18 protein-coding genes are annotated in these 26,480 nt (G+C 69.9%); 13 read left to right on the top strand and 5 right to left on the bottom strand.

The window, feature by feature from the left end:
* Position 1: 1 nt before the first annotated feature.
* Entirely contained in the window at positions 2-1,138 is a 1,137-nt protein-coding gene (locus OIE74_RS09165) for a Gfo/Idh/MocA family protein (protein ID WP_329380604.1), read from the bottom strand.
* Positions 1,139-1,242: 104 nt separating this feature from the next.
* Positions 1,243-1,824: a TetR/AcrR family transcriptional regulator gene (locus OIE74_RS09160; RefSeq protein WP_329380600.1), complete on the bottom strand. Its 582-nt coding sequence runs from the start codon at positions 1,822-1,824 to the stop codon at positions 1,243-1,245.
* A 182-nt stretch (positions 1,825-2,006) separates the two neighbouring features.
* Between OIE74_RS09160 and OIE74_RS09155 the strand changes: the two genes are divergently transcribed.
* The 4 genes from OIE74_RS09155 to OIE74_RS09140 all read left to right on the top strand — a co-directional run bounded on the left by OIE74_RS09155 (position 2,007) and on the right by OIE74_RS09140 (position 6,179).
* Positions 2,007-3,227 carry a sensor histidine kinase gene (locus OIE74_RS09155; RefSeq protein ID WP_329380598.1) on the top strand — a complete coding sequence of 407 codons (1,221 nt, stop codon included), beginning with the start codon at positions 2,007-2,009 and terminating at the stop codon, positions 3,225-3,227.
* On the top strand, positions 3,224-3,892 hold the full coding sequence (locus tag OIE74_RS09150; protein WP_329380595.1) for a response regulator transcription factor: 669 nt from the start codon (positions 3,224-3,226) through the stop codon (positions 3,890-3,892). Before OIE74_RS09155 ends, OIE74_RS09150 begins: the two co-directional genes overlap by 4 nt.
* A gap of 95 nt (positions 3,893-3,987) precedes the next feature.
* Positions 3,988-4,530: a DUF485 domain-containing protein gene (locus tag OIE74_RS09145; protein WP_329380592.1), complete on the top strand. Its 543-nt coding sequence runs from the start codon at positions 3,988-3,990 to the stop codon at positions 4,528-4,530.
* On the top strand, positions 4,527-6,179 hold the full coding sequence (locus tag OIE74_RS09140) for a solute symporter family protein (protein ID WP_329380590.1): 1,653 nt from the start codon (positions 4,527-4,529) through the stop codon (positions 6,177-6,179). Before OIE74_RS09145 ends, OIE74_RS09140 begins: the two co-directional genes overlap by 4 nt.
* A 43-nt stretch (positions 6,180-6,222) precedes the next feature.
* Here OIE74_RS09140 and OIE74_RS09135 read toward each other — a convergent pair whose 3' ends face one another.
* Together OIE74_RS09135 and OIE74_RS09130 are read right to left on the bottom strand one after the other, a co-directional pair.
* Positions 6,223-6,903, bottom strand: coding sequence for a response regulator (locus tag OIE74_RS09135; protein ID WP_329380587.1), 681 nt, complete (start codon positions 6,901-6,903; stop codon positions 6,223-6,225).
* The gene (locus tag OIE74_RS09130) at positions 6,900-8,624 is read right to left on the bottom strand and encodes a sensor histidine kinase (protein WP_329380584.1); all 1,725 of its coding nucleotides are present in this window, start codon (positions 8,622-8,624) and stop codon (positions 6,900-6,902) included. Before OIE74_RS09130 ends, OIE74_RS09135 begins: the two co-directional genes overlap by 4 nt.
* A gap of 344 nt (positions 8,625-8,968) precedes the next feature.
* Here OIE74_RS09130 and OIE74_RS09125 point away from each other — a divergent pair, with 344 nt between their 5' ends.
* From OIE74_RS09125 to OIE74_RS09095, 7 genes are all read left to right on the top strand, one after another.
* Positions 8,969-13,255, top strand: a complete 4,287-nt coding sequence (locus OIE74_RS09125) for a discoidin domain-containing protein (protein WP_329380581.1) — start codon at positions 8,969-8,971, stop codon at positions 13,253-13,255.
* A 113-nt stretch (positions 13,256-13,368) separates the two neighbouring features.
* A complete protein-coding gene (locus OIE74_RS09120; RefSeq protein WP_329380577.1) occupies positions 13,369-14,376 on the top strand; it encodes a LacI family DNA-binding transcriptional regulator in 1,008 nt (335 codons plus the stop codon).
* Positions 14,377-14,553: 177 nt separating this feature from the next.
* Positions 14,554-15,975: an ABC transporter substrate-binding protein gene (locus OIE74_RS09115; RefSeq protein ID WP_329380574.1), complete on the top strand. Its 1,422-nt coding sequence runs from the start codon at positions 14,554-14,556 to the stop codon at positions 15,973-15,975.
* Between the two features lie 132 nt (positions 15,976-16,107).
* Positions 16,108-17,067, top strand: coding sequence for a carbohydrate ABC transporter permease (locus OIE74_RS09110; RefSeq protein WP_329380571.1), 960 nt, complete (start codon positions 16,108-16,110; stop codon positions 17,065-17,067).
* 11 nt (positions 17,068-17,078) lie between these two features.
* Positions 17,079-18,020, top strand: a complete 942-nt coding sequence (locus tag OIE74_RS09105; protein WP_329380568.1) for a carbohydrate ABC transporter permease — start codon at positions 17,079-17,081, stop codon at positions 18,018-18,020.
* 118 nt (positions 18,021-18,138) lie between these two features.
* Positions 18,139-19,785, top strand: a complete 1,647-nt coding sequence (locus OIE74_RS09100) for a glycoside hydrolase family 13 protein (protein ID WP_329380565.1) — start codon at positions 18,139-18,141, stop codon at positions 19,783-19,785.
* Positions 19,786-19,873: 88 nt separating this feature from the next.
* Positions 19,874-20,959 (top strand): CobW family GTP-binding protein, encoded by a 1,086-nt coding sequence (locus OIE74_RS09095; RefSeq protein ID WP_329380562.1) that lies wholly within the window; start codon positions 19,874-19,876, stop codon positions 20,957-20,959.
* A 33-nt stretch (positions 20,960-20,992) separates the two neighbouring features.
* On the opposite strand, the gene OIE74_RS09090 is transcribed toward OIE74_RS09095, so the two are convergent.
* Positions 20,993-23,443 carry a DNA gyrase/topoisomerase IV subunit A gene (locus tag OIE74_RS09090; protein ID WP_329380559.1) on the bottom strand — a complete coding sequence of 817 codons (2,451 nt, stop codon included), beginning with the start codon at positions 23,441-23,443 and terminating at the stop codon, positions 20,993-20,995.
* Between the two features lie 245 nt (positions 23,444-23,688).
* Between OIE74_RS09090 and OIE74_RS09085 the strand changes: the two genes are divergently transcribed.
* Together OIE74_RS09085 and OIE74_RS09080 are read left to right on the top strand one after the other, a co-directional pair.
* Positions 23,689-25,053 (top strand): M16 family metallopeptidase, encoded by a 1,365-nt coding sequence (locus OIE74_RS09085; RefSeq protein ID WP_329392215.1) that lies wholly within the window; start codon positions 23,689-23,691, stop codon positions 25,051-25,053.
* Between the two features lie 17 nt (positions 25,054-25,070).
* Positions 25,071-26,438, top strand: coding sequence for a M16 family metallopeptidase (locus OIE74_RS09080; protein WP_329392214.1), 1,368 nt, complete (start codon positions 25,071-25,073; stop codon positions 26,436-26,438).
* Positions 26,439-26,480: the final 42 nt, after the last annotated feature.

Raw genomic sequence — 26,480 nt, 5'->3', positions numbered from 1 at the left:
GTCAGTTCTCCTCGCCGGTCGCGGTGGCGCGAAAGTGCTGGCGTACGCCCGTCGCGGACGCATTCTCAACGGCGTCGACGACGCGATGGCGGGTGAGCGCGTAGGCGAAGTCGGGTGCCACACGCGTGCCTTCGGCCAGGTCGCGGGCGAACTGCGCGTAGAGCTGCGCGACGTTGTGGGCCGGGCCGGTCACGGCTGCCGCCGCCCCGCCGAAATACTTCTCCGGCACGGTCAGTTCGGCCACCTTCTCGTCGTCCCCGCGGCCGCCCTCCAGCGTGAGGGGCGCGACCTGCAGATTGCCGAGGCCGGACGTCAGGACCAGGTCGCCATCCGTTCCGTTGATCTCCCAGCGCAGGTTGTCGCCGCGCGAGACTCCGCCGCGGTAGAGGACCGAAGCGGCGGCGCCGGAGTCCAGAGTGCCGGTGATCAGTACCTGGTCTGCGGCGGTGACCGGAAGGGTGCCGCCGTCCTCGGCCAAGGTGACCTCGGTACGTCCCCGGACCAGCCGCGCCTGCAGGTCGGCGAACTCTCCCAGCACCTGGTGGACGGCCTCCAGAGCGTGCACGGTGGGCACGGTCAAGGTGGTGGCGCCGTTGGCGTCGTCGTACAAGTACGCGTGGCCGCGGTCCGTCGTGGGACCCCAGGCGATGCCCGAGCCGACCAATGTGGTGCCGAGCACCCTGCCGACGTACCCCTGCGCCACCAGGTCGCGGGCGTAGCTCACCTGTGGCGCGAAGCGGGCCTGGAGTCCCACCGCCGTGCGCACCGCGGCCTGTTCGGCCCGCGCGGCCAGTTCCTCGGCCTCCGCCAGTCCGACGCCCAGGGGCCACTCGCTCAAGACCATCTTCCCGGCCGCCAGCGCCGCGGAGATGATCTCCTTGTGGTGCGCCAGTCTCACCGCGACGACGACCAGGTCGACGCCGGGGTCGGCGATGAGGTCCACGTGGTTGTCGTAGGCGGCAGCGGCGCCGAACTCCTTGGCGGCGGCCTCGGCGGACTCCCTGCGCGAGGTGCTGACCGCTCGCAGTCCGTAGCCGGGCAGCGCACGCAGCGCGGGAACGTGGCCGAGCGCGGCCCATCCGCCGATGCTTCCTTCGACGATGCCGACGCCGATCGCGTTGGGGGGACATGTGGTCATGAGAGTCTCCGAGCATTTAAATACTGAACGATCATTACAGAAACGGAACAGGGGTGAGCCCGGGACATCCGGCGTGAACGGTGCCGTCCGGGGCTCCGCCCGCCTCAGTTCAGGCAGCGCAAGGCGGTGTCCACTGTCGCCATCAACGACGTCCGGTCGGGGCGGACCGCGCCGATCACGCGCAGCCCCTGCAAGCACATCACCAGGAATTGCGCGGTGTCGACGGCGCTGCGGTCCTCGGCCAGCTCGCCGGCGGCCTGGGCGCGCGTGATGAGCTGGGTCAAGGACTCCTCCAACGACTCGATCGTGCCGCGAAGCCGGTCGCGGACCTCGTCCTCACGGTGAGCCCGTTCCATGGACCCGGCCACGATCAGGCACGCCTGCCGGCTGCCGTCCCGCACGATCTCGTCGACCACGCCGGTCATGACCTCGCGGATGAGCCGGCGGGCGGGCATGTCCGCCGTGAGCATTTCGGACAGCGGGGCGGCGTACCGCTCGCGGTACCGGTCCAGCGCCGCGAGGTAAAGCCCCTCCTTGCTCCCGAAGGCTCCATAGAGGGAACCGCGTCCGACGTTCGTCGCGTCGACGAGGTCCTGGATCGAAGCCCCTTCGAAGCCCTTCTGCCGGAACACCGACATCGCGGCCTCCACAGCCGCCTCCGTGTCGAACTCCCTGGTCCGTGCCATGCTCCCGACAGTAGCTTATATGGAATGAGCAGTCAAGATATTTCTTGTTCACCGGCACCGAGCGCGTGTCAGCCGGGCTCCACCCACGGGTGGAGCCCGGCGCCCTTCCCCGCTCCACCCGGGAGAGGATTCCGCCGACCGCTCGGCTCCGTAGCATCGGAGCCGAGAGAGAGGGCTTCGGGATGCCGATCGGCGCTGGGACCGCATGGCCGAGCAGAGAGGCGCTGACCCGGGTGGGGGTGCCGCCCGTCAGGACGGCGCTGGACTATCTGCTGGCCGGTGGGCTCATCTGCTGGCTGGCGGTGACCGCGTACACCGCGGATGTCTTCCACGGCTGGTCGGCGGCCGTGCCCGCGCTGGGCCTGCTCTGCTTCGTGGCGGTCGTGGTGCTCTTCTTCCGGTCGACCGTCGCGGGGCGACTGCTTCCCTCGCTGGGGCTGCTTCTCGTGGTCGCGCTCCTCGGAGGCGGCGCGGACGCGGCGGGGGCCGAGGCGACAGCCGCGCTGCTCTGGGTCCTCGGCGGCGTCCTCGCGATGGACAGACTGCCGCTCGTACCGGCCCTGGGTGTCTGGTCGGCGCTGTTCGCCGCCGTCGCGCTGGCCAACAGCGAGGCGCTCCCGTCCGTGGCGTTGACCATGAGCGCCGTCCTGCTCGGCGGCTACACACTGCGGCTCGACGCCCAGGCCCGCGCGGCCGGATTCCGGCTGCTGGCGGAGGAGCGCGCCGCGCGGGCCGCCGAGGCCGAGTCGGCGGCGCTCGCCGAGCGGGCCAGGATCGCCCGCGAGATCCACGACGTGCTGGCCCACAGCCTCTCCGCCCAGCTCGTGCATCTGGAGGCGGCCCGGCTCCAGATCGAGGGCGGGTACGACCGCGAGCAGGTGCTGCGCCGGGTGGTGGAGGCGCGGGGCATGGCGAGGCAGGGCCTGGCCGAGACGCGACAGGCGCTCTCGGCGCTCCGTGGCCAGATGGTGCCCGTCGAGGACTACCTGCGCGAACTGGCGGTCGACGGAGTGCGTACCGAGGTCGTGGGAGAGCCCCGGCTGCTGCCCGTGGAGGCCTCGCAGGCGGTACGCCGCGTCGCGCAGGAGGCCGTCACGAACGCGCGCAAGCACGCTCCGGGGGCGGGCGTGACGATGCGGCTGGAGTACGGGGAGGGCATGGTGACGCTGGAGGTACGGGACGACGGGACGGACGCGCCGGGCAGCGAACTGGCCGCCTCCGGCTCCGGGTTCGGTCTCCTCGGGATGCGGGAGCGTGCCGAACTTCTCGGCGGCAGCCTGGAGGCCGGACCCTCGGCCTCCGTAGGAGGCGGTGTCGGGGCCGGCGTGGAAACCAACGGCTCGGGCCCGCCCGGCCGGTCCGGGGGTGCGGGCTTCACCGTGCGTCTGCGGGTGCCGGCATGACCGCCCGGGTGATCGTGGTCGACGACCAGGCCGTGGTGCGTGAGGGCATCGTCATGCTGCTCGGGCTGATGCCCGGCATCGACGTCGTCGGCGCCGCGAAGGACGGCCTCGACGCGGTGGCCCTCGTCGGCGAACTCGCCCCCGACGTCGTCCTGATGGACCTGCGCATGCCGCGCTGCGACGGGGTCGAGGCGACCCGCCTGATCCGCGAGCGGTACCCGGCGACCCAGGTCGTGGTGCTCACCACCTATGACGACGACGATTCGCTGTTCCCCGCCCTTCGGGCGGGCGCGCGCGGCTATCTGACCAAGGACGCGGGTGGTGACGAGATCGTCAAGGCCGTCCAGGACGTGATGGCCGGGGACGCCGGGCTCGCCCCGGCGGTGCAGCGGCGGCTGCTGGAGCGGGTCAGCGCGGCGTCCGCCGCGGCGGAGCGTGAGGCGGCCCCCGACGGGCTCACCGCTCGCGAGACCGAGGTGCTGTCCCTGGTCGCGGAAGGGCTCTCCAACCACGAGATCGCCCGTCGGCTGCACATCGGGGCGGCCACGGTGAAGACCCATATCAACAACATCTTCGCCAAGGCCGGGGTACGCGACCGGGCGCAGGCGGTGCGCTACGCCTATCAGCACGGCCTCATCCGGCCACCCGGGACAAACATCACCTGATGGGGTGAAGTCGGGGAGAGAGGAGTCCGGGATCCTCCCGATCCGCCCATCCTTGGGGCGCGGCCGAAAAGGCTGCTGACAAGGAGAGTTGACCGGTGGAGAAGCAGGAAGGGCGCGGCGCCCAAGCGGTGCGGACCGACGACCCCTGGTACGACGCGCTGGCCTCCGGCTGGGGTGAACTGGACGGTACGGGCACGCCGACGGGCCCGGTCGCGTCCGCGACGGCCGAGCCCGCCGCCGGGATCGGCGCCGCGGAGGACGGAGTCCGGCCCCGCGCGGCCGACATCTATCTGGAGGTCCAGCGGAGCGCGGCCTTTCAGGAGGTGCGCAGCCGCTACCGCCGGTTCGTCGTGCCGGCCACGGTCGCCTTCCTGGGCTGGTATCTGGCGTATGTGGTCGCCGCGACCACGGCGCCGGATCTGATGGCGCGCCCGGTGGCGGGGGCGGTGAACGTGGCGATGGTCGCCGGGCTCGGCCAGTTCCTCAGCACCTTCCTGCTGACCTGGGCGTACTCGCGCCATGCCCGGCTGCACCGGGACCGGGACGCGCTCGATCTGCGCTGGAGCGTCTTCGACCGGACCAGGAGCCGGGACCAGCACACCGCGCGAGCGGGGCGGACGGCGGGGGAGCGGCGATGAGCGGCGACCACCAGACCCTGGCGCTGCTGCTGTTCAGCGCGTTCGTCGCCGTCACCCTGGGCATCACCACCTGGGTGAGCCGCCACCGGCAGGGCTCGGCCGAGGAGTTCTACACAGGCGGACGGCTCTTCTCTCCCATGGAGAATGGTTTCGCCATCGCCGGTGACTACATGTCCGCCGCCTCCTTCCTCGGTATCTCCGGCCTCATCGCCCTCTTCGGCTACGACGGCATGCTCTACTCCGTCGGCTTCCTCGTCGCCTGGCTCGTCGTCCTGCTGCTGGTGGCCGAACTCGTACGCAACTGCGGCCGGTTCACGCTGGCCGACGTCGTCGCCGCGCGGATGCGCGAGCGCCCGGTCAGGATCGCGGCGGGAACTTCCTCCGTCGCCGTGTCCGTTCTCTATCTGGTGGCGCAGATGGTCGGGGCGGGCAGTCTGGTCGCGCTGCTGCTGGGGGGTACGAGCGAGGCGGCGCGCTCGTGGACGGTGATCGGCGTGGGCGCGCTGATGGTCGTCTATGTGACGCTGGGCGGGATGCGGGCCACCACCTGGATCCAGATCGTCAAGGCCGTGCTGCTGATGGCCGGCACGGTCGCGCTGACCGTTCTCGTACTGCTCCGTTTCCACGGCGACTTCAACGCGCTGCTCAACGCCGCGGCCGAACGCAGCGGCCACGGAAGTGAGTTCCTCCTCCCGGGTCTCGCCTACGGCGGGGGCTGGACCGCGCGCTTCGACTTCATCAGTCTGGGGCTCGCCCTGGTGCTCGGTACGGCCGGGCTGCCGCACATCCTCTCCCGCTTCTACACCGTGCCGACCGCCCGCGCCGCGCGCCGCTCGGTCGTCTGGTCCATCGGGCTGATCGGCGGCTTCTATCTGATGACGATCGTGCTCGGCTTCGGCGCCGCCGCTGTGGTCGGCACCGACGAGGTGCGCGCGTCCAGCGCGGCGGGGAACACGGCGGTGCCGCTGCTCGCGCTGGATCTGGGCGGCGGCGCGGGTTCCACCGGCGGGACGGTCCTCTTCGCCGTGGTCGCCGCCGTCGCCTTCGCGACGATCCTCGCCGTCGTCGCCGGCATCACGCTCGCCTCGTCGGCCTCCGTCGCGCACGACCTCTACGCCTCGCTCAAGCGCCCGCACCGGAACACGCACCGGAGCACGCACGCGAACTCCCGTACCGGCGCCCATCCCAACTCCCGTGCCGAGCCCCGCAGCGAGGTCGCCGTGGCCAGGTTCGCGGCGGCCGGTATCGGTGCCGTGGCCATCGCGCTCGGGCTGCTCGCCCGTGACCTCAACGTGGCGTTTCTCGTCGGGCTCGCGTTCGCCGTCGCCGCCTCGGCCAATCTGCCGGTGCTGCTCTACTCGCTGTTCTGGCGGAACTTCACCACGCGCGGAGCGGTCTGGTCGGTCTACGGCGGCCTGGTGCCCGCCGTGCTGCTGGTGGTGTTCTCACCGGTCGTCTCCGGAAGCCCCGAGGCGATCTTCCCCGGCGTGGACTTCCATGTCTTCCCGCTCCAGAATCCCGGCCTGGTCTCGATCCCGCTCGGCTTCCTGGCGGGCTGGATCGGGACGGTCCGCTCCAGTGAACCGGCGGACGAGGCCAAGCACGCGGAGTCCGAGGTGCGTTCACTCACCGGTGCGGGCGCCGTCTGAGGGGTGGGGCCTGATCCGAAAGACCCGCCCCGGCCGCCCCGGCTCAGCCGCTCGCCGCCCACGCGTACCGGTGCTCGGGGCGGCCCGTCTCGCCGTACCGGAGGCTGAGCCGTACCCGCCCCGCCCGCTCCAGCAGCTTGAGATACCGCTGCGCCGTCTGCCGGCTCATGCCCGCGCTCTCCGCGATCTCGTGCGCCGAGAGCGGCCCTTCGGCGCCGAGCAGCACCTGCCGTACCACCTCGGCGGTGTACGGCGAGTGGCCCTTGGGCAGTTCGGGCGGCGCGGCCGGCGCCGACAGCGCGCCGAACATCCGGTCCACGTCGGCCTGTTCGGCCTCGCCGCCGCTCTCCAGCTTGCGGCGGAGCCTCGCGTACGCCTCAAGTTTGGTGCGCAGTCCGGCGAAGCTGAACGGTTTGACCAGGTACTGGAGCGCCCCGTGGCGCATCGCCGACTGGATCGTGGCGACATCGCGCGCGGCGGTCACCATGATCACGTCGGCCAGGTGGCCGAGCCCGCGCAGTTCCCGTACGACCGAGAGGCCGTTGCGGTCGGGCAGATGGTGGTCGAGAAGGATCAGATCGACGGGCCGCTCGGCGAGCCGGGTGAGCGCCTCCGCCCCCGAATGGGCCTTCGCGACGACCCGGAAGCCAGCCACCTTCGCCACATACGCGGTGTTGATGTCGGCGACCCGGATGTCGTCGTCCACGACCAGTACGTCGATCATCGTGTCTCTCCTGTGGTGACGGGCCCCGCCGGAGGGCATACGGAGCCGTCCGCCGGCGCGGCGTCCCCGGTGTCCTGCGAGGTGTCCCCCGCCGTGCCCGGCTCCAGTGGGTCGGCCAGCGCCTCGGGCAGTACGACGGTGAACTCCGCGCCCCCGTCGGCGGATTCGGCGACCCGCGCGCTGCCGCCCTGACGCTCGGCGAGCCTGCTCACCATGGCGAGGCCCAGCCCGCGCCGCCCGTGCGAGGGCTGCTCCTTCGTCGTCCAGCCCTCGGTGAAGACCAACTCGCGCCGCTCCGGCGGGACTCCGGGACCGCTGTCGGAGATCCGCAGGACGACCGTACGGCCCTCGGCCCGTACCTCCACCTCGATGCGCGCGTCCTCGGAGCCGGCCGCCGCGTCCAGCGCGTTGTCCACGAGATTGCCGAGCACCGTGACCAGCCCCTGCGGGTCGACGAGCCGGTCGGGCAGCAGGGTGGCGGGCGAGATGCGCAGCGAGACGCCCCGCTCGGCGGCGACGGTGGCCTTGCCGACCAGCAGCGCGGCCGGCAGCGGATCGTGGATCCGCTCGGTGACCTGCTCGGCGGTGGCCCGGTGGACCCCGACGACCTCGGTCACGAACTCCGCAGCCTCGTCGTGCATCTCCAGCTCAAGCAGTCCCAGCAGCGTGTGCATCCGGTTGGCGTGCTCGTGGTCCTGGGCACGCAGCGCGTCGATGAGCCCACGCGTGGCGTCCAGCTCCCGGCCCAGCTGTTCCAGCTCCGTACGGTCACGGAGTGTGGCGACCGCGCCGCCGTCGTCCGTCGGCATCCGGTTGGCGATGAGGACCCGGCCGCCGCTCACGGTCAGCAGGTCGTCGCCGGCCACCCGGCCCGCCAGCACGTCGGTGGTACGCCCGGGGCCGAGCACCACGTCGAGCGGCTGTCCGGTGGCCTCGGGCCCGAGGCCCAGCAGCCGCTGGGCCTCGTCGTTCATCAGCCGGATCCTCCCGGTCCCGTCGAGGGCGATCACTCCCTCACGCAGGCTGTGCAGCATCGCCTCGCGCTCCGCGAGCAGCGCCGAGATGTCGGAGAAGGCCAGATCGTGGGTCTGGCGCTGGAGCCGTCTGGAGATCAGATACGCGGCCAGCGCGCCGACGGCCAGGGCGCCGCCCGCGTACGCGAGGAGTCCGGGGATCGTCGCCAGCAGACGTGTCCGGACGCTGTCGTAGGCGATGCCCACCGAAACGGCGCCGATGATCTTCCCCGACCCGTCGCGCAGCGGGACCTTCCCGCGCGCCGAGCGGCCGAGGGTGCCGCTGTCTATCTCCATGACGTCCTTGCCGGCGATGGCCTGGCTGGGGTCGGTGGAGACGACCCGGCCTATCTGGCCGGTGTCGGTGTGCGACCAGCGGACTCCGCGTCTGTCCATGATCACGACATACTCGGCGCCGGTGGCCCGCCGGATGCGTTCGGCCTCCGCCTGGACCGGCCCGTCCACCGAGGGCCGCGACGCCAGCAGCGCGTCGGCGACCGGCTCGGAGGCGGTCGTCTCGGCGATCGCGAGCGCCCTGCGCATCGCCTGGTCGTCGAGCTGGTCGCTCAGCGGTCGGAGGAAGAGTCCGGTGGCGAGCACGGCGGTGCCCGCGGCGATGGCCAGCTGCATCAGCAGCACCTGTGAGAAGACGCGCCGTGGCCAGCCGAATCGCCGCCGTCGCTGCGGGTTCGTCGGTCCGGCGCTCATGGTCAAGAACGGTAGACGGCGCAGGTGTCTTTCTGAAAATTCCAGAATGACGCAAATGACTTACGTGTTTTGCGGCCCGCTTGCGGCCTGCTGAAAGTTCGGTGGAAAGCTGACTGATAGCGGCTGGTGGGTCCGTCTTGGGTGCTTTCGAGCCAGAGAACGGCCGAGTTGGTGCTGTCGGACTGGTGGACGCTCTCGCATTTCTCTGCAACTCTCTGACCGCGCAACGCAAAAGATCCCTCTCGTCAGTGCAGAAACGCTTGTCGCACCAGCCAGGTGGCACCAGCCATGCAGACAGAGCCGCGCCTCGCCGCCCCCGCGCCGAGGCCGAAGATCGGGGATACATGAGATCTCACCGCTGGAGATGGCGGGCGCTCTCCGCCGTCGTCACCACCAGTCTCCTGATGGTCGGCTGGCCGTCGCTCACCGCTTCGGCGGCCGACGGTCCCAACATCGCCGCGGGCAGTACCGCGGCGGCGAGCAGCGCATCGAGCGACCACTCCGCCCGGATGGCCGCGGACGGCAACCAGTCGACGTACTGGCAGGGCTCCGGCAAGAGCCTCCCCCAGTGGGTCCAGACCGATCTCGGCTCCGTGGCCCGGATCGACCAGGTCACCCTGAAGCTCCCCGCGGACTGGGAGACCAGAAGGCAGACCCTCGCCGTCCAGGGCAGCGCCGACGGCACCAGCTTCGCCACCCTGAAGACCTCCGCCTCGTACACCTTCAGTCCGGGCGAGGCCAACGAGGTCAGCGTCTCGTTCCCCGCCACCAGGGCGCGCTTCGTCCGCGTGAACATCACCAAGAACTCCGTGGCGTCCGCGGGCCAGCTCGCCGAGCTCCAGGTCCACAAGGCCGCGGCCGCGTCGGTGAACCTCGCCGCGGGCCGGACGCTCACCGAGAGCAGCCACACCGAGGTGTACGCGGCGGCCAACGCCAACGACGGCAACAAGGCCAGCTACTGGGAGAGCCGCAACGGCGCCTTCCCACAGTGGCTCCAGGCCGACCTCGGCTCCTCCGTACGCGTCAACAGCGTCGTGCTGAAGCTCCCCGACGGCTGGGGCGCCAGAAGCCAGACCCTCAAACTCCAGGGCAGCGCCAACGGCACCGACTTCACGGACCTGACCGCGTCGAAGGCGTACCAGTTCGCGCCAGGCTCCGGAAACACGGTGACGATCCCCTTCGACGCCACCACCACGCGTTACGTACGGGTCCTGGTCACCGCCAACTCCGAGCAGCCCGGCGCCCAGGTCTCCGAGCTGGAGATCTACGGCCCCGAGACGGGCGACACCCAGGCCCCCACGGCGCCCGCCGAACTGGCGTACACCGAGCCCGCCTCCGGTCAGATCAGACTGACCTGGAAGGCGTCGACCGACGACACGGCGGTCACCGGCTACGACATCTACGCCAACAACGTGCTGCGCACCAGCGTCGCGGGCAACGTCACCACCTTCACCGACACCCAGCCCGGCAACGCCGAGGTCTCGTACTACGTACGGGCCAAGGACGCGGCCGGCAACCAGTCGGGCAACAGCAACACCGTCACCCGCAAGCCGGCGGGCGGCGACACCCAGGCCCCGACCGCGCCCACCGGCCTCGCCCACACCTCGCCGTCGCCGACCCAGGTCAGGCTCACATGGCAGGCGTCGAGCGACAACACGGCGGTCACCGGGTACGAGATCTACGCCAACAACGCGCTGCGCGACACCGTCGCCGGCAACGTCCTGACCTTCACCGACACCCAGCCGGCCGGCACGACGGTCTCGTACTTCGTACGGGCCAGGGACGCGGCGGGCAACCGGTCGGGCGACAGCAACACGGTCGTCCGCACCGGCAGCACCGGCTCGGTCTCCAACCTCGCCATCGGCAAGCCGATCAGCGCCTCCTCCGTGATCCACACGTTTGTCGCGGCCAACGCCAACGACAACTCGACGTCGACCTACTGGGAAGGCGCCGGGGGCAGTTACCCCAACACGCTGACCGTGAAGCTGGGCGCCAACGCCTCCACCGAGAGTGTCGTCGTCAAGCTCAACCCCGACAGCGGCTGGGGGGCGCGTACCCAGAACATCCAGGTGCTGGGGCGCGAGCAGAGCGCCACGGGCTTCACCAGCCTGGCCGCCGCGAAGGACTACGCGTTCAGCCCGGCCTCCGGGAACCAGGTGACGATCCCGGTCTCCGGCAACGTCGCGGACGTCCAGCTCAGGTTCACCTCCAACACCGGTGCCGGCGCGGGCCAGGTGGCCGAGTTCCAGGTGCTCGGCGAGCCGGCGCCCAACCCGGACCTCCAGGTCACGGCCGTGACCGCGGCGCCCGCCGAGCCGGTCGAGTCCAACCCGATCACACTGTCGGCGACGGTACGCAACAACGGCACGGTCGCCGCGGCGGCCAGCTCGCTGGAATTCCGCCTCGGTGACTCCAAGGTCGGCACGGCGGCGGTGGGCACCCTCGCCCCCGGCGCGTCGGCGAACGTCAGCGCCGCGATCGGTCCGCGTGACGCCGGCAGCTACGAGCTCAGCGCGGTCGCCGACGTGGCGGACGCGGTGATCGAGCAGAACGAGACCAACAACACCTTCACCGCCGCTTCCCCGCTGGTGGTGAAGCCGGTCGCCAGCTCCGACCTGGTGGCGACCGTCGGCTCGTCCCCGTCCGCCCCGGCGGCCGGTGACACGGTCAACTTCTCCGTCACGGTCAAGAACCAGGGCACCGTCGCCTCCGCGGGCGGCAGCCACGGCATCACCCTGACCGTGCTCAACTCCGAGGGCGCCACGGTCCGGACCCTCACCGGCGCGCACACCGGAGCCATTGCGCCGGGCGCCACCGCCGCACCGGTCCCGCTCGGGACCTGGACCGCCGCCAACGGCTCGTACACCGTGCGCGTCGTCCTCGCGGACGACGCCAACGAGGTGCCGGTCAAGCGTGAGAACAACACCAGCACCCAGCCGCTCTTCGTCGGGCGCGGCGCCAACATGCCGTTCGACATGTACGAGGCCGAGGACGGCACGACCGGCGGCGGCGCGACGAAGGTCGGTCCCAACCGGACGATCGGCGACATCGCGGGCGAGGCGTCGGGCCGCAGGGCCGTCAACCTCGACGCGACCGGCGAGTTCGTCGAGTTCACCACCCGGGCCACCACCAACACGCTGGTGACCCGCTTCTCCATCCCCGACTCGGCGGGCGGCGGGGGCCGGGACTCCACGCTCAACGTCTATGTGGACGGCGTCTTCCTCAAGGCGATCGACCTCACGTCCAAGTACGCCTGGCTGTACGGCGCCGAGGCCGGTCCTGGCAACTCCCCGGGCCAGGGCGCGCCCCGTCATATCTACGACGAGGCGAACGTGATGCTGGGCAAGACCGTCCCGGCGGGCAGCAAGATCAAGCTGCAGAAGGACGCGGCCAACGACACCACCTACGCGATCGACTTCATCAATCTGGAGCAGGTCGCACCGGTCGCCAACCCGGACCCCGCCACGTACACGGTCCCGGCCGGCTTCACCCACCAGGACGTGCAGAACGCCCTGGACCGGGTCCGGATGGACAACACGGGCACCCTGAAGGGCGTCTACCTGCCCGCCGGTGACTACCAGACGGCCAGCAAGTTCCAGGTGTACGGCAAGCCCGTGCAGGTGATCGGCGCCGGTCCCTGGTACACCAAGTTCCACGCGCCGTCGACGCAGGACAACACCGACATCGGCTTCCGGGCCGAGGCCGCGGCCGCGGGTTCGTCGTTCAAGAACTTCGCGTACTTCGGCAACTACACCTCGCGAATCGACGGTCCTGGCAAGGTGTTCGACTTCTCGAACGTGCGCGACATCGAGATCGACAACATCTGGAACGAGCACATGGTGTGCCTCTACTGGGGCGCGAACACCGATGACATGACCATCAAGAACTCCCGTATCCGCGACATGTTCGCCGACGGCATCAACATGACCAACGGCAGCACCGGCAACCTCGTGACCAACAACGAGGCGCGGGCCACGGGAGACGACAGCTTCGCGCTCTTCTCGGCGATCGACGCCGGCGGCGCGGACATGAAGGACAACGTCTACGAGAACCTGACGTCGATCCTGACCTGGCGCGCGGCGGGTGTGGCCGTCTACGGCGGCTTCAACAACACCTTCCGCAACATCCACATCGCGGACACGCTCGTCTACTCGGGCATCACGGTCAGCTCGCTGGACTTCGGCTACCCGATGAACGGCTTCGGGACCGAGCCCACGACGATCGAGAACGTGTCGATCGTCAGAGCCGGCGGTCACTTCTGGGGCGCGCAGACGTTCCCCGGGATCTGGCTGTTCTCCGCGTCCAAGGTGTTCCAGGGCATCCGGATCAACAACGTGGACATCGTCGACCCGACGTACAGCGGGGTCATGTTCCAGACCAACTACGTAGGTGGACAACCGCAGTTCCCGATCAAGGACACCGTCCTCAGCGACATCTCGATCACCGGTGCGAAGAAGAGCGGTGACGCCTACGATGCCAAGTCGGGCTTCGGGCTGTGGGCGAACGAGATGCCGGAGACGGGGCAGGGTCCCGCGGTCGGTGAGGTCACGTTCAACGGTCTGAGGATGAGCGGCAACGCTCTGGACGTGAAGAACACCACGCCCAACTTCAAGATCAATATCAACCCGTAGCGCACGGCACCCTGCCGTGGTGCCGCCAGGGGCTCCCGGGTGGCACCACGGCTGTGCTGGGACTTTACGCTGAGAAGTAAGTAGCTTGCATCGCTTGCGATAGTCTTGCGTGCATGACGCGACGACTTGCTCAGGTGGCGAAGAAGGTTGGGGTCAGCGAGGCCACGGTCAGCCGGGTGCTCAACGGCAAGCCGGGAGTCTCCCAGGCCACCCGCCAGTCCGTGCTGACCGCACTGGACGTGCTGGGGTACGAGCGGCCCACGCAGCTGCGCGGCGAGCGCGCCAGACTGGTCGGCCTGGTCCTGCCCGAGCTCCAGAACCCGATCTTTCCGGCCTTCGCCGAGGTGATCGGCGGCGCGCTCGCGCAGCAGGGCCTGACCCCCGTCCTGTGCACCCAGACCAAGGGCGGCGTCTCCGAGGCGGACTATGTCGAACTGCTGCTCCAGCAGCAGGTGTCCGGGGTGGTGTTCGCCGGCGGTCTCTTCGCCCAGGCGGACGCTCCCCATGAGCACTACCGCCAGCTCCACGAGCGCAAGATCCCGGTCGTGCTCATCAACGCGCCCATAGAGAACCTGGACTTCCCCACCATCTCCTGCGACGACGCCGTCGCCGTCGAGCAGGCGTGGCGGCATCTGGCGTCGCTGGGGCACGAGCGCATCGGCCTGGTCCTCGGCCCGTCCGACCACGTCCCCTCACGGCGCAAGCTCGCCGCCGCCGTCGCGGCCGTGAAGGCGGCGGGGGAGTCCCTGCCGGAGGAGTTCATCGAGCGGTCGATGTTCTCCCTTGAAGGCGGGCAGGCCGCCGCCGCACGGCTGTTGGACCGGGGCGTCACCGGCATCATCTGCGCGAGCGACCCGCTGGCGCTCGGAGCCGTACGGGCGGCCCGCCGGCGCGGTCTGGACGTCCCCGGCGAGGTCTCCGTCGTCGGGTACGACGACTCGGCCTTCATGAACTGCACCGAGCCGCCGCTGACGACGGTCCGTCAGCCCATCGAGGCCATGGGGCGGGCGGCGGTGGAGCTGCTGTGCGCCCAGATCCAGGGCGGCGCGGTGCCGCCCGGCGAGCTGCTGTTCGAGCCGGAGCTGGTCGTCAGGGGCTCCACGGCGCAGTCGCCGCGCTAGGCCCCTCTTCCCGGCGCGACGGATCGCGCCCGTCCCCGACCGATGCGGAAGGCTGTCAAACTTTTACGAAAACGGCGCGAGATCTTGCGGTCCCCTGTCGGCGGTGGTTGAGTGTGCCGCGCCCCGGCAGAGTTTCAGCCGTGGGCCTTCCACGCTCATGCCCGAAGGGGACCATCGATGAGAAGTGCTGGGTTCCGCCGTAATCGCCGTACCGACCGCACCGCCGCGGCCGCCATTGTCACCGTGCTCGCCCTGACTCTCGCCGCCTGCGGCACGAGCAGCAGCGGCAGCGACGACGACGGCGACTCCGGCGGCGGGTCGTCCGACCCGTCAGCGCCGTTGGACCCGAAGGCCAAGGTGACGCTCTCGATCGACTGCATGCCGCCGGCCGCGAAAGCGGCGGAGCTGAAGGAGTGGAACGAGGACGTCAAGGAGTTCAACAAGACGTACCCGAACGTCAGGATCGACGGAAAGTCCACGCCGGGGCAGTGTCTGGAGCCGCCGCGCTTCACCGCGATGCTCAAGGCGAAGTCCCAGCCCGACGTGTACTACACGTACTTCACCGACCTCCAGCAGGTGCTCGACAACGACGGCGCCGAGGACATCTCCGCCTACGTCAACGACAAGTCCGTGCCCGCGCTGAAGGACATCGACCCGGGCGTCCTCGACGTGCTGAAGCAGGACGGCAAGCTCTACGGCCTGCCGACCAGCAACTACACCATGGGCCTGCTGATCAACCGGAAGCTTTTCGAAGAGGCCGGACTGGACCCCAACTCGCCTCCCACCACCTGGGAAGAGGTCCGTACGGCCTCCGAAAAGATCGCCGGAATCGGCGGCGGCGTCTCCGGCTTCGGCGAGTACAGCGCCGGCAACAACGGCGGCTGGCACTTCACCGCCTCGATCTACGGCCTCGGCGGCGACGTCGTCGATCCCACGGGCAAGAAAGCCGCGTTCAACACCGACCTGGGCAAGCAGGTCCTGGAGAACCTCCACACCATGCGGTGGGAGGACGACAGCATGGGCAAGACCCAGCTGCTCAAGTGGGGCGACCTGCAGAAGCAGATAGCCACCGACAAGCTGGGCATGTTCCTCGCGGCGCCCGACGACATCACGTACATGGTCCAGCAACTCGGCGCCAAGTACGAGAACTTCGGCATGGGCCCGATCCCCGGCGCCAAGGCGACCCTCTTCGGCGGCAACAACTACATGATCAAGAAGGGCAGTTCGCCCGACAAGATCAAGGCCGCCATCGCCTGGCAGAACTTCAAGTTCCTCACCCCGGGCAAGGGCCAGTTCGAGTGGGAGCGCGGCAAGGCCGACAAGCTCCCCGTCGGACTGCCCCAGCCGAACTTCTGGCTCGGTGAGTCCAAGGCCAAGGACGACGCCCAGCGCGCCGAGCACGCCACGATGCCGGTCGAGAACTTCAAGCCCTTCATGGACAACCCGGTCAAGGGCAAGGCCGAGCCGCCGAAGGCGCAGGAGATCTACAAGATCCTCGACATCGCCATGTCGGGAGTGCTGACCAACGAGGACGCGGACATCGACAAGCTGCTGTCGACCGCCGAGCAGCAGGTCAACCAAGTCCTGGCGGCTCAGTAACGGACACGCGGGGCCGGGTCACGCGGACCCGGTCCCGCCTCGGGCCTGTTCACCGGACCCGGACCGGCCCCGTACCCCAACTCCGTCCGACCGCGAGCCAACGAGTCCGCGCACCGGCACCGAGGAGAGACCATGTCGGCCCCCACCCTGTCCAAGAGCGAGACGGCCCAGTCCCGCCCCGGACGTCCCGGCTCCCACCGGACGGACTCCGCCCGCGAGGAGTTCAAACGGTCCGTACGCCGCAATCTCTCGGCGCACGGGTTCCTGATCGGAGCCGTACTCTGCTTCTCGTTCTTCTCCTGGTATCCGATGGTCAGGGAATTCATCCTGGCCTTCCAGAAGAACGAGAACGGAGAGACCACCTGGGCCGGCTGGTCCAACCTCACGTACATCTTCAACGACCCCGCCTTCTGGCAGGCGTGGCGCAACACGCTCCTGTTCACCGTTCTCGCGCTGCTGCTCGGATTCGTCGTCCCGTTCGTCATCGCCGTCGTACTCAACGAATTCCGGCACGGCCAGGGATATCTGCGGCTGCTCGTCTATCTCCCGGTGATGCTTCCGCCGGTCGCCTCCGTGCTGCTCTTCAAATATTTCTACGACCCCGGATACGGCCTGTTCAACCGCATCCTGGAAGTCTTCGGCCTCCCCGCCCAGCAGTGGCTCCAGGACACCGACACGGCCATGCTCTCCGTGGTCGTCGCGGCGACATGGATGAACATGGGCGGCGCGACCCTGATCTATCTCGCGGCGCTCCAGGGAATTCCCGGTGAGCTGTACGAGGCCGCGGAACTCGACGGCGCTGGAATCCTCCGCAAGATCTGGCACGTCACCATCCCGCAGACCAGACTCATTCTCTCGCTGATGCTGCTCATGCAGATCATCGCGACGATGCAGGTCTTCACCGAACCGTTCCTGCTCACCAATGGTGCGGGGCCGGAAGGATCGACGACGACAGTCGTCTATCTCATCTACCAGTACGCGTTCAACTTCAACAACTACGGCAGTGCGGCGGCACTCGGACTCGTCCTGCTCGTACTCCTCGCGGGCTTCTCCGCTGTGTACGTGCGACTCAGCCGCAGCAGCGAAGACTAGGGGGTCAAGGCATGACAGCGAACACGCTCATACCCCGGCGCAACCGGGCCGCCAAGCGAGCCGCCACCGTCGAAGTCGCCCGCCCGCGGACCCTGATCTCACCGGCCCAGCTCGGCAGATCCCGCGGCCGGACGGTCTACTGGATCGTCTTCGCCCTGGTGGTCCTCCTCTTCACCCTGGTCTTCCTCGGGCCGCTCTACTGGATGGTCACCGGCGGACTCAAGACCACCCAGGAAGTGGTGCAGAGCCCGCCGACCGCCTTCCCCACCTCCGTGCACCCGGAGAACTACGAGCAGGCGTGGAAGGTCATGGACCTGGCCAAGCTGCTCTTCAACACCCTGTACTACGCCTTCGGCGCGCTCGCCTTCCAGCTGATCTTCGACGTGGCCGCCGCCTACTCGCTCTCCAAGCTGCGGCCGGTCTTCGGCAAGGCCATCCTCGGCCTGATGCTGATGACGCTGATGATCCCGGCGACCGTCCTCGTCGTACCGCAGTACCTGACGGTGCTCGACGTACCGATCGTCGAACGCAACCTGCTCAACTCGCCCTGGGCGATCTGGCTGCCGTCCGTCACCAACGCCTTCAACATCTTCCTGCTCAAGAGATTCTTCGACTCGATCCCACGGGAGCTGCTGGACGCGGCGGCCATCGACGGGGCGTCGGCGACGCGCACCCTGAGATCCGTGGTGCTGCCGATCTCCCGGCCGATCCTCGGAGTTGTGTCGATCTTCGCGGTCGTGGGCGTCTGGAAGGACTTCCTCTGGCCGATGCTCACACTGCCCGACCCGAGCAAACAGACCCTCAACGTGGGGATCTACTCGCTCGCGAGCGGGGTACCGGAGAACGTCCTGATCGCCGCGCTCACCATCGCGTCGGTCCCGACACTGCTCATCTTCCTGCTGTTCCAACGAAACATCATGAGCGGTCTGACCGCGGGCGGCCTCAAGGGCTGACGGCCCTCCCCGCCCCGCACGTCCGACCCCCACAAGCACTCCGCCGCCGGCCCACTGACCCGGCGCCCCGTTGTCCGGGGCCGGCGGCGGAGTCCCACCTGCCCGAAAGGAACTTCACGTGGCAGCCAATCAGCCGGCCGAGGCCACCGTCGAATGGTGGCGCGACGCCGCCATCTACCAGGTCTATGTACGCAGCTTCGCCGACGGCGACGGCGACGGCACCGGTGATCTCGCCGGAGTGCGGTCCAGGCTGCCGTATCTGGTCGAACTGGGCGTGGACGCGCTGTGGTTCACACCCTGGTATCTCTCGCCCCTCGCCGACGGCGGCTACGACGTGGCCGACTACCGGACCATCGACCCCGCCTTCGGCACCCTCGCCGAGGCGGAGAAACTGATCGCCGAAGCCCGTGAGCTGGGGATCCGCACGATCGTCGACATCGTTCCCAACCATGTCTCCGACCAGCACGTCTGGTTCAGGGCCGCGCTGGCCGCCGGCCCCGGCAGCCCCGAACGCGAGCTCTTCCACTTCCGCCAGGGACGGGGGGCCGACGGCGAACTGCCCCCGAACAACTGGGTGTCGGAGTTCGGCGGTGTCCCGTGGACCCGTCTTGACGACGGCGACTGGTATCTCCATCTCTTCGCCACCGAACAGCCCGACCTCAACTGGGCCCACCCGGCGGTCCGCAGGGAGCACGAGGACGTGCTGCGGTTCTGGTTCGACCGGGGAGTGGCCGGCGTACGGATCGACTCCGCGGTCCTGCCCGCCAAGGACCCCGGGCTGCCCGACTTCACGCCGGGCGTCGACGCCCACCCGTTCGTGGACCGCGACGAACTCCATGACATCTACCGCTCCTGGCGCGCCATCGCCGACGAATACGGCGGCATCTTCGTCGGCGAGGTCTGGCTCCCCGACGCCGAACGCTTCGCCCGCTATCTGCGCCCCGACGAACTGCACACCGCCTTCAACCTCGGCTTCATGTCCTGCCCGTGGGACGCCGGCCTGCTGCGGACCGCCATCGACGACACGCTCGCCGAGCACGCCCCGGTCGGCGCCCCCGCCACCTGGGTGCTCTGCAACCACGACGTCACCCGCACCGTGACCCGTTACGGGCGCGAGGACACCGGGTTCGACTTCGCGTCGAAGGCCTTCGGCACCCCGACCGACCTGGAGCTGGGCACCGGACGGGCGCGCGCCGCCGCGCTGCTCTCGCTGGCGCTCCCCGGCGCCGTCTACGTCTACCAGGGCGAGGAGTTGGGCCTGCCCGAGGCCGACATCCCGCGCGAGCGCATCGAGGACCCGATGCACTTCCGCTCCGGCGGTACGGATCCGGGCCGCGACGGCTGCCGCGTACCGCTGCCCTGGACCGCCGATGCGCCGTACGCCGGCTTCGGGGGAGACACCGAGCCGTGGCTGCCGCAGCCGGAGTCCTGGGCGAAGTACGCCGCAGACCTTCAGGCTGGTGACCCGCGGTCGATGCTCAGCCTCTACCGGCAGGCCCTGCGGCTGCGCCGTACGGAGCCCGGATTCGCCGCGGCACGGGAGTCCGGGGACACCGAATCCGGTTACGCGGGCGCCCAGTTGACCTGGCTGCCGTCCGGCCCCGGCGTGCTGTCCTTCACCCGTACCGACGGCCTGATCTGCGTCGTCAATCTCGCCGGGCCCCCCTCGGAGCTTCCCGGCCACACAAGCATTCTGCTGACCAGCGGCCCCCTGGACGACGAGGGGAGGCTGCCGCAGGACACCGCGGCCTGGCTGCGGAGCTGACCGCGCGGGGTGCGCCTGCCCGCTCGTATCCTGGAGCGGGCAGGCGCACCGCTCTGCCCGCCCCCCCCGAGGAAGACGGAGCGCGGTCTTGGATCCGAGCACGGCCGGCAGACAGATTCCGGTGGTCGTCCTCGCGGGCTTCCTCGGCTCGGGCAAGACGACCCTGCTCAACCACCTCCTGCGGCGCCGGGCCGGCAACCGTATCGCCGTCGTCGTCAACGACTTCGGAGCCGTCGAGATCGACGCCATGACCGTCGCGGGCCAGGTGGGCTCCACGGTCTCCCTGGGCAACGGCTGTCTGTGCTGCGCCGTCGACGCGAGCGAACTGGACGGCTATCTGGAACGGCTCAGCCGCCCCGCCGCCCGGATCGACATCATCGTCATCGAGGCGAGCGGCCTCGCGGAGCCGCAGGAACTCGTCCGGATGATCCTCGCCGGCGACAATCCGCGCACGGTGTACGGCGGGCTCGTCGAGGTCGTGGACGCGGCCGAGTTCGACAGCACGCGCCGGCGCCACCCCGAGGCCGACCGGCATCTGGCCATCGCCGACCTGGTCGTCCTCAACAAGACCGACCGCGTGACACCCGTCGAACACGAGCGCGTCCGCGGGGTGATCGGGGAACTCGGGCCGGGGGCCGCGGTGGTCTCCGCGTCGTACGGGAGGATCGATCCGGGGCTGCTCTTCGACCCGGCCACGCGCCCGGCCGAGGAGGAGAAGGTCCGGCAGCTCTCCTTCGAGGACCTGCACGCCGACGAGGGGGAGGCGCACGCGCACCATCCGCACGCCGCGTACGAGAGCCTGTCGTACGACGAACCGGCCGCCATGGATCCGCGCCGGCTCATGGCCTTCCTCGACTCACGGCCGGAGGGGCTCTACCGCGTCAAGGGCTTTGTGGACTTCGGCGCGGCCGACCCGGACAACCGGTACGCCGTACACGCCGTCGGCCGTTTCCTGCGCTTCTACCCGGAGCCCTGGCCACGGGGTGCCGAGCGCCGTACCCAGCTCGTCCTCATCGGCACCGGCATCGACCGCGACGCGCTCGGCAAGGAGCTGACGCTCTGCGCCCTCACCGGCGAGGACGCGGCGAAGGGCGCCGACGAGACGGCGATGTGGGGCGTCCTGCGTTACGTACGGTCCGAGCCGGCGGCCGAAGAGGCCGCCGACCCGGTCTGAGCGCCCGCGTCTCAGCGTCTGAGCGTCTCCGCGTCAGCTCGCCGGACCCGCCAGGGAGGCGATGACCGACGGCGGCGGCGTCCCCGAACCGTCCCTGCGCGGATCCACCTCCGGCAGCGTGGCCGGTGAACCGTTCTTCAGCGCCGCCCGCGCCGGCGCCGCGCCCGCCCAGGCGAAGACCAGCACGTCCTCACCCTTGAGGAACCGCTGGCAGCGCACCCCGCCGGTGGCCCGCCCCTTGCGCGGGTACTGGTCGAACGGCGTGAGCTTCGCCGTCGTCTCCGAATCGTCCAGCGTGCCCTGCGAACCCGCGACCGTGTAGACGACCCCGTCGCCCGCCGGGTCCACCGCCGTGAACGAGATCACCGAGGCGCCGTCCGCCAGCTTGATGCCCGCCATGCCTCCGGCCGGCCGGCCCTGCGGCCTGACCTGCGAGGCCTGGTAGCGCAGCAGTTGGGCGTCGGAGGTGATGAAGACCAGATCCTCCTCGCCCGTACGCAGCTCGGCCGCGCCCACCACCCGGTCACCCTCCTTGAGGCTGATGACCTCCAACTCGTCCTTGTTGGACGGGTAGTCGGGGACGACGCGCTTGACGACACCCTGGAGCGTGCCCAGCGCGAGACCGGGCGAGGACTCGTCCAGCGTCGTCAGAGCGACCAGCTCCTCGTCCGGCTCCAGCGTCAGGAACTCCGCGAGCGGCGCCCCGCCCGCCAGGTTCGGCGCCGACGCGGTGTCCGGGAGCTGCGGCAGGTCGATGACGGAGATCCGCAGCAGCCGCCCCGTCGATGTGACCGCCCCGACCTCGCCGCGTGCCGTCGCGGGCACGGCCGAGATGATCACGTCGTGCTTGACCCGCTTGCCGTCGCCGGGGCCCAGCGGCCCGCCGTTGGCCGTACGCGCCAGCAGCCCCGTGGACGACATCAGCACCCGGCACGGGTCGTCGGCCACCTCCAGCGGCACGGCGGCGACCGGCGAGCTGCCCGACTCCAGCAGCACCGTGCGCCTGTCCGTGCCGAACTTCTTCGCCACCGTGGCCAGTTCGGCGGAGACGAGCTTGCGCAGCTCGCTGTCCGACTCCAGGATCCCGGTCAGCTCGTCGATCTCGCCGTTGAGCCGGTCGCGCTCGCTCTCCAGCTCGATCCGGTCGAAGCGGGTGAGCCGGCGCAGCGGCGTGTCCAGGATGTACTGCGTCTGCACGTCGCTCAGCGAGAAGCGCTCGATCAGCCGCTCCTTGGCCTGCGCCGAGTTGTCGCTGGAGCGGATGAGGCGGATGACCTCGTCGATGTCGAGGAGCGCGACGAGCAGCCCCTCCACCAGATGCAGCCGGTCGCGCCGCTTGGTCCTGCGGAACTCGCTGCGCCTGCGTACGACGTTGAACCGGTGGTCGAGATAGACCTCCAGCAGCTCCTTGAGCCCCAGCGTCAGCGGCTGGCCGTCCACCAGCGCCACATTGTTGATGCCGAAGGTCTCCTCCATCGGCGTCAGCTTGTAGAGCTGCTCCAGCACGGCCTCGGGGATGAACCCGTTCTTGATCTCGATGACCAGGCGCAGCCCGTGCGCCCGGTCCGTGAGGTCCTTGACGTCGGCGATGCCCATCAGCCTCTTCGCCGAGACCAGGTCCTTGATCTTGGCGATCACCTTCTCCGGGCCCACGGTGAACGGCAGTTCGGTGACGACGAGGCCCTTGCGGCGCGCGGTGACGTCCTCCACGGTGACCGTGGCGCGGATCTTGAACGTCCCGCGCCCGTTCTCGTACGCGTCCTTGATGCCCTGGAGACCCACGATCCGGCCACCGGTGGGCAGGTCGGGCCCCGGCACGTACCGCATCAGCGTTTCCAGGTCGGCGCCCGGGTGCTTGATCAGATGCCGGGCGGCGGCGATGACCTCGCCCAGATTGTGCGGCGCCATGTTCGTCGCCATGCCCACGGCGATCCCGGAGGCGCCATTGACCAGAAGATTCGGATACGCGGCCGGCAGCGTGACCGGTTCCTGCTCCTGCCCGTCGTAATTCGACTGGAAATCGACGGTGTCCTCGTCGATCGACTCCGTCATCAGTGACGTGGCGTCAGCCATCCGGCACTCCGTGTACCGCATGGCGGCCGGCGGGTCGTCGTTGCCGAGGGACCCGAAGTTCCCGTGGCCGTCGACCAGCGGCAGCCGCATGGAGAACGGCTGCGCCATCCGGACGAGGGCGTCGTAGATCGACGCGTCCCCGTGCGGGTGCAATTTACCCATCACCTCGCCGACGACCCGGGCGCACTTCACATAGCCGCGGTCGGGCCGCAGGCCCATCTCGTTCATCTGGTACACGATGCGGCGGTGCACCGGTTTCATGCCGTCCCGGGCGTCGGGCAGGGCCCGGGAGTAGATCACCGAATACGCGTACTCAAGGAAGGAGCCCTGCATTTCATCGACCACGTCGATGTCGAGGATCTTCTCCTCGAAGTCCTCGGGCGGCGGGGTCTTCGTGCTGCGGCGGGCCATCGCTGCTGCGGCTCCTTCACAGGTCTGTGCGGGTCTGGGCGGGCAACTTCGGGAACTTGACCGCACCATTGTGGCCCGCCGGACTGACAACGCGGACCTCGACCCGTCGTTGAACCGTCCGGGGCACCGTTTCGCAAGCGCTTGGCGAGTGGACGCCGCTTCGCCCGGCACGGGAACTTCGCCATGCGTCGGCACGCTTGCATACAGTGGCAGGACTTCTCCGTATCGCGATCGAAGGGACGTACATGCCCATGGGTCACACGGCCACAGCGCAGGCCGGTTCCGGCGGCCTGACAGCGACCGAGCACCGGCTCGCCAACGGACTGCGCGTGGTGCTCTCCGAGGACCACCTGACCCCGGTCGCCGCGGTCTGCCTCTGGTACGACGTCGGCTCACGCCACGAGGTCAAGGGCCGTACGGGCCTCGCCCACCTCTTCGAGCACCTGATGTTCCAGGGCTCGAAGCAGGTCAAGGGCAACGGTCACTTCGAGCTGGTGCAGGGCGCCGGCGGCTCCCTCAACGGCACCACCAGCTTCGAGCGCACCAACTACTTCGAGACCATGCCCACCCACCAGCTGGAGCTCGCCCTCTGGCTGGAGGCCGACCGCATGGGCTCGCTGCTCTCCGCCCTGGACGACGAGGGGATGGAGAACCAGCGCGACGTGGTGAAGAACGAACGCCGACAGCGTTATGACAACGTGCCCTACGGCACCGCCTTCGAGCGCCTGACAGCGCTTTCCTACCCCGAGGGCCACCCGTACCACCACACGCCGATCGGCTCGATGGCCGACCTGGACGCGGCGACCCTCGACGACGCGCGGCAGTTCTTCCGTACGTACTACGCGCCGAACAACGCGGTGCTCTCGGTCGTCGGCGACATCGATCCCGAGCAGACCCTCGCCTGGGTCCAGAAGTACTTCGGCTCGATCCCGGGGCACGACGGCAAGCAGGCGCCGCGCGACGGCTCGCTGCCCGACATCATCGGCGAGCAGCTGCGCGAGGAGATCCGCGAGGAGGTCCCGGCGCGCGCGCTGATGGCCGCCTACCGGCTGCCGCAGGACGGCACCCGCGAGTCCGACGCCGCCGATCTGGCGCTCACCGTCCTCGGCGGCGGCGAGTCCTCCCGTCTCCACAACCGCCTGGTGCGCCGCGACCGTACGGCCGTGTCGGCCGGATTCGGACTGCTGCGCCTGGCCGGCGCGCCCTCGCTGGGCTGGCTGGACGTGAAGACGTCCGGTGGCGTCGAGGTGCCGCAGATCGAGGCCGCGGTCGACGAGGAGCTGGCCCGGTTCGCTGCCGATGGCCCCACGGACGAGGAAATGGAGCGCGCCCAGGCCCAGTTGGAGCGCGAATGGCTCGACCGGCTCGGTACGGTCGCGGGCCGCGCGGACGAACTGTGCAGGTTCGCGGTGCTGTTCGGCGACCCGCAGCTGGCACTGACCGCCGTCCAGCGGGTGCTGGAGGTCACGGCCGACGAGGTGCGCGCGGTGGCCGAGGCCCGGCTGCGCCCGGACAACAGGGCGGTGCTGGTCTACGAGCCGGTCACCTCCGACGACGAGGACGCCGCCGCCGACGAGACCACCGACGAGCACGAGGGGGCGGACCAGTGACCGACGCTGCCGTGACCATGGAGTTCCACCCGCAGCCGACCGCGGGAGAGGCCAGGCCCTGGGCGTTCCCCGCCCCCGAGCGGGGTGCGCTGCCCAACGGCCTGACGGTGCTGCGCTGTCACCGCCCCGGCCAGCAGGTCGTGGCCGTCGAGATCTCCCTCGCCGCCCCGCTGGAGGCCGAGCCCGACGGCCTGGACGGCGTGGCCACGATCATGGCCCGCGCCCTGTCCGAGGGCACCGACAAGCACACCGCCGAGGAGTTCGCCGCCGAGCTGGAGCGCTGCGGCGCCACGCTCGACGCGCACGCCGACCACCCCGGTGTACGGGTCTCCCTGGAGGTCCCGGTCTCCCGGCTGCCCAAGGCGCTCGGCCTGCTCGCCGACGCCCTGCGCGCGCCGCTGTTCTCGGAGAGCGAGGTCGGCCGGCTCGTCACGAACAGGCTGGACGAGATCCCGCACGAGCAGGCCAACCCGGCCCGCCGCGCGGCGAAGCAGCTCTCCAGAGAGCTGTTCCCGGAGACCTCGCGCATGTCCCGCCCCCGCCAGGGCACCGAGGAGACCGTCGGACGCATCGACGCCAAGGGCGTCCGGGCCTTCTACGAGGCGCATGTCCGCCCCGCCACCGCCACCGCGGTGATCGTCGGCGACCTCACCGGTGTCGACCTCGACGCCCTGCTCGCCGAGACCCTCGGCGACTGGACGGGCGACACCACCGAGCCGCGCCCCGTGCCGCCGGTGACGGCCGACGACACCGGCCGTGTCGTGATCGTGGACCGGCCCGGAGCCGTACAGACCCAGCTCCTGATCGGCCGCGTCGGCCCCGACCGGCACGACCGCGTCTGGCCGGCCCAGGTGCTCGGCACGTACTGCCTGGGCGGCACGCTCACCTCCCGGCTCGACCGGGTGCTGCGCGAGGAGAAGGGCTACACGTACGGCGTGCGGGCCTTCGCGCAGGTGCTGCGCTCCGACCCGGAGGGCACGGGCGTCTCCATGCTCGCCATCAGCGGCTCCGTGGACACCGAGTCGACCGGGCCCGCGCTGGACGACCTGTGGAAGGTCCTGCGTACCCTCGCGGCCGAAGGCCTGACGGACGCCGAGCGTGAGACGGCCGTACAGAATCTGGTCGGGGTCGCGCCGCTGAAGTACGAGACGGCCGCGTCCGTCGCGGACACGCTCGCCGACCAGGTCGAACAGCACCTGCCGGACGACTTCCAGGCACGGCTGTACGCGCGCCTGGCCGAGACCGGCACGGTCGAGGCGACGGCCGCCGTCGTCAGCGCCTTCCCGGGCGACCGGCTGGTCACGGTGCTCGTCGGGGACGCCTCGGTCATCCGGGAGCCGGTCGAGGCGCTGGACATCGGCGAGGTGAAGGTCGTCACCGGCTGACGGCACGATCCCGTACGGGAATCAGGACAAAGGGAACCCCGG

This window comes from Streptomyces sp. NBC_01716 (assembly GCF_036248275.1).
Lineage (GTDB): Bacteria > Actinomycetota > Actinomycetes > Streptomycetales > Streptomycetaceae > Streptomyces.
The sequence above is the reverse complement of the archived record's forward strand: the minus strand, read 5'-3'. Positions and strand labels throughout refer to the sequence as shown.

What these genes read in the sequence shown, in the direction of transcription:
- OIE74_RS09120 (WP_329380577.1), top strand. Translation starts at nt 13,369, where the DNA reads ATGACGCGACGACTTGCTCAGGTGGCGAAGAAGGTTGGGGTCAGCGAG.
- OIE74_RS09165 (WP_329380604.1), bottom strand. Translation starts at nt 1,138, where the DNA reads ATGACCACATGTCCCCCCAACGCGATCGGCGTCGGCATCGTCGAAGGA.
- OIE74_RS09090 (WP_329380559.1), bottom strand. Translation starts at nt 23,443, where the DNA reads ATGGCCCGCCGCAGCACGAAGACCCCGCCGCCCGAGGACTTCGAGGAG.
- OIE74_RS09135 (WP_329380587.1), bottom strand. Translation starts at nt 6,903, where the DNA reads ATGATCGACGTACTGGTCGTGGACGACGACATCCGGGTCGCCGACATC.
- OIE74_RS09110 (WP_329380571.1), top strand. Translation starts at nt 16,108, where the DNA reads ATGTCGGCCCCCACCCTGTCCAAGAGCGAGACGGCCCAGTCCCGCCCC.
- OIE74_RS09155 (WP_329380598.1), top strand. Translation starts at nt 2,007, where the DNA reads ATGCCGATCGGCGCTGGGACCGCATGGCCGAGCAGAGAGGCGCTGACC.
- OIE74_RS09115 (WP_329380574.1), top strand. Translation starts at nt 14,554, where the DNA reads ATGAGAAGTGCTGGGTTCCGCCGTAATCGCCGTACCGACCGCACCGCC.
- OIE74_RS09080 (WP_329392214.1), top strand. Translation starts at nt 25,071, where the DNA reads ATGGAGTTCCACCCGCAGCCGACCGCGGGAGAGGCCAGGCCCTGGGCG.
- OIE74_RS09085 (WP_329392215.1), top strand. Translation starts at nt 23,689, where the DNA reads ATGCCCATGGGTCACACGGCCACAGCGCAGGCCGGTTCCGGCGGCCTG.
- OIE74_RS09125 (WP_329380581.1), top strand. Translation starts at nt 8,969, where the DNA reads ATGAGATCTCACCGCTGGAGATGGCGGGCGCTCTCCGCCGTCGTCACC.
- OIE74_RS09160 (WP_329380600.1), bottom strand. Translation starts at nt 1,824, where the DNA reads ATGGCACGGACCAGGGAGTTCGACACGGAGGCGGCTGTGGAGGCCGCG.
- OIE74_RS09150 (WP_329380595.1), top strand. Translation starts at nt 3,224, where the DNA reads ATGACCGCCCGGGTGATCGTGGTCGACGACCAGGCCGTGGTGCGTGAG.
- OIE74_RS09105 (WP_329380568.1), top strand. Translation starts at nt 17,079, where the DNA reads ATGACAGCGAACACGCTCATACCCCGGCGCAACCGGGCCGCCAAGCGA.
- OIE74_RS09130 (WP_329380584.1), bottom strand. Translation starts at nt 8,624, where the DNA reads ATGAGCGCCGGACCGACGAACCCGCAGCGACGGCGGCGATTCGGCTGG.
- OIE74_RS09140 (WP_329380590.1), top strand. Translation starts at nt 4,527, where the DNA reads ATGAGCGGCGACCACCAGACCCTGGCGCTGCTGCTGTTCAGCGCGTTC.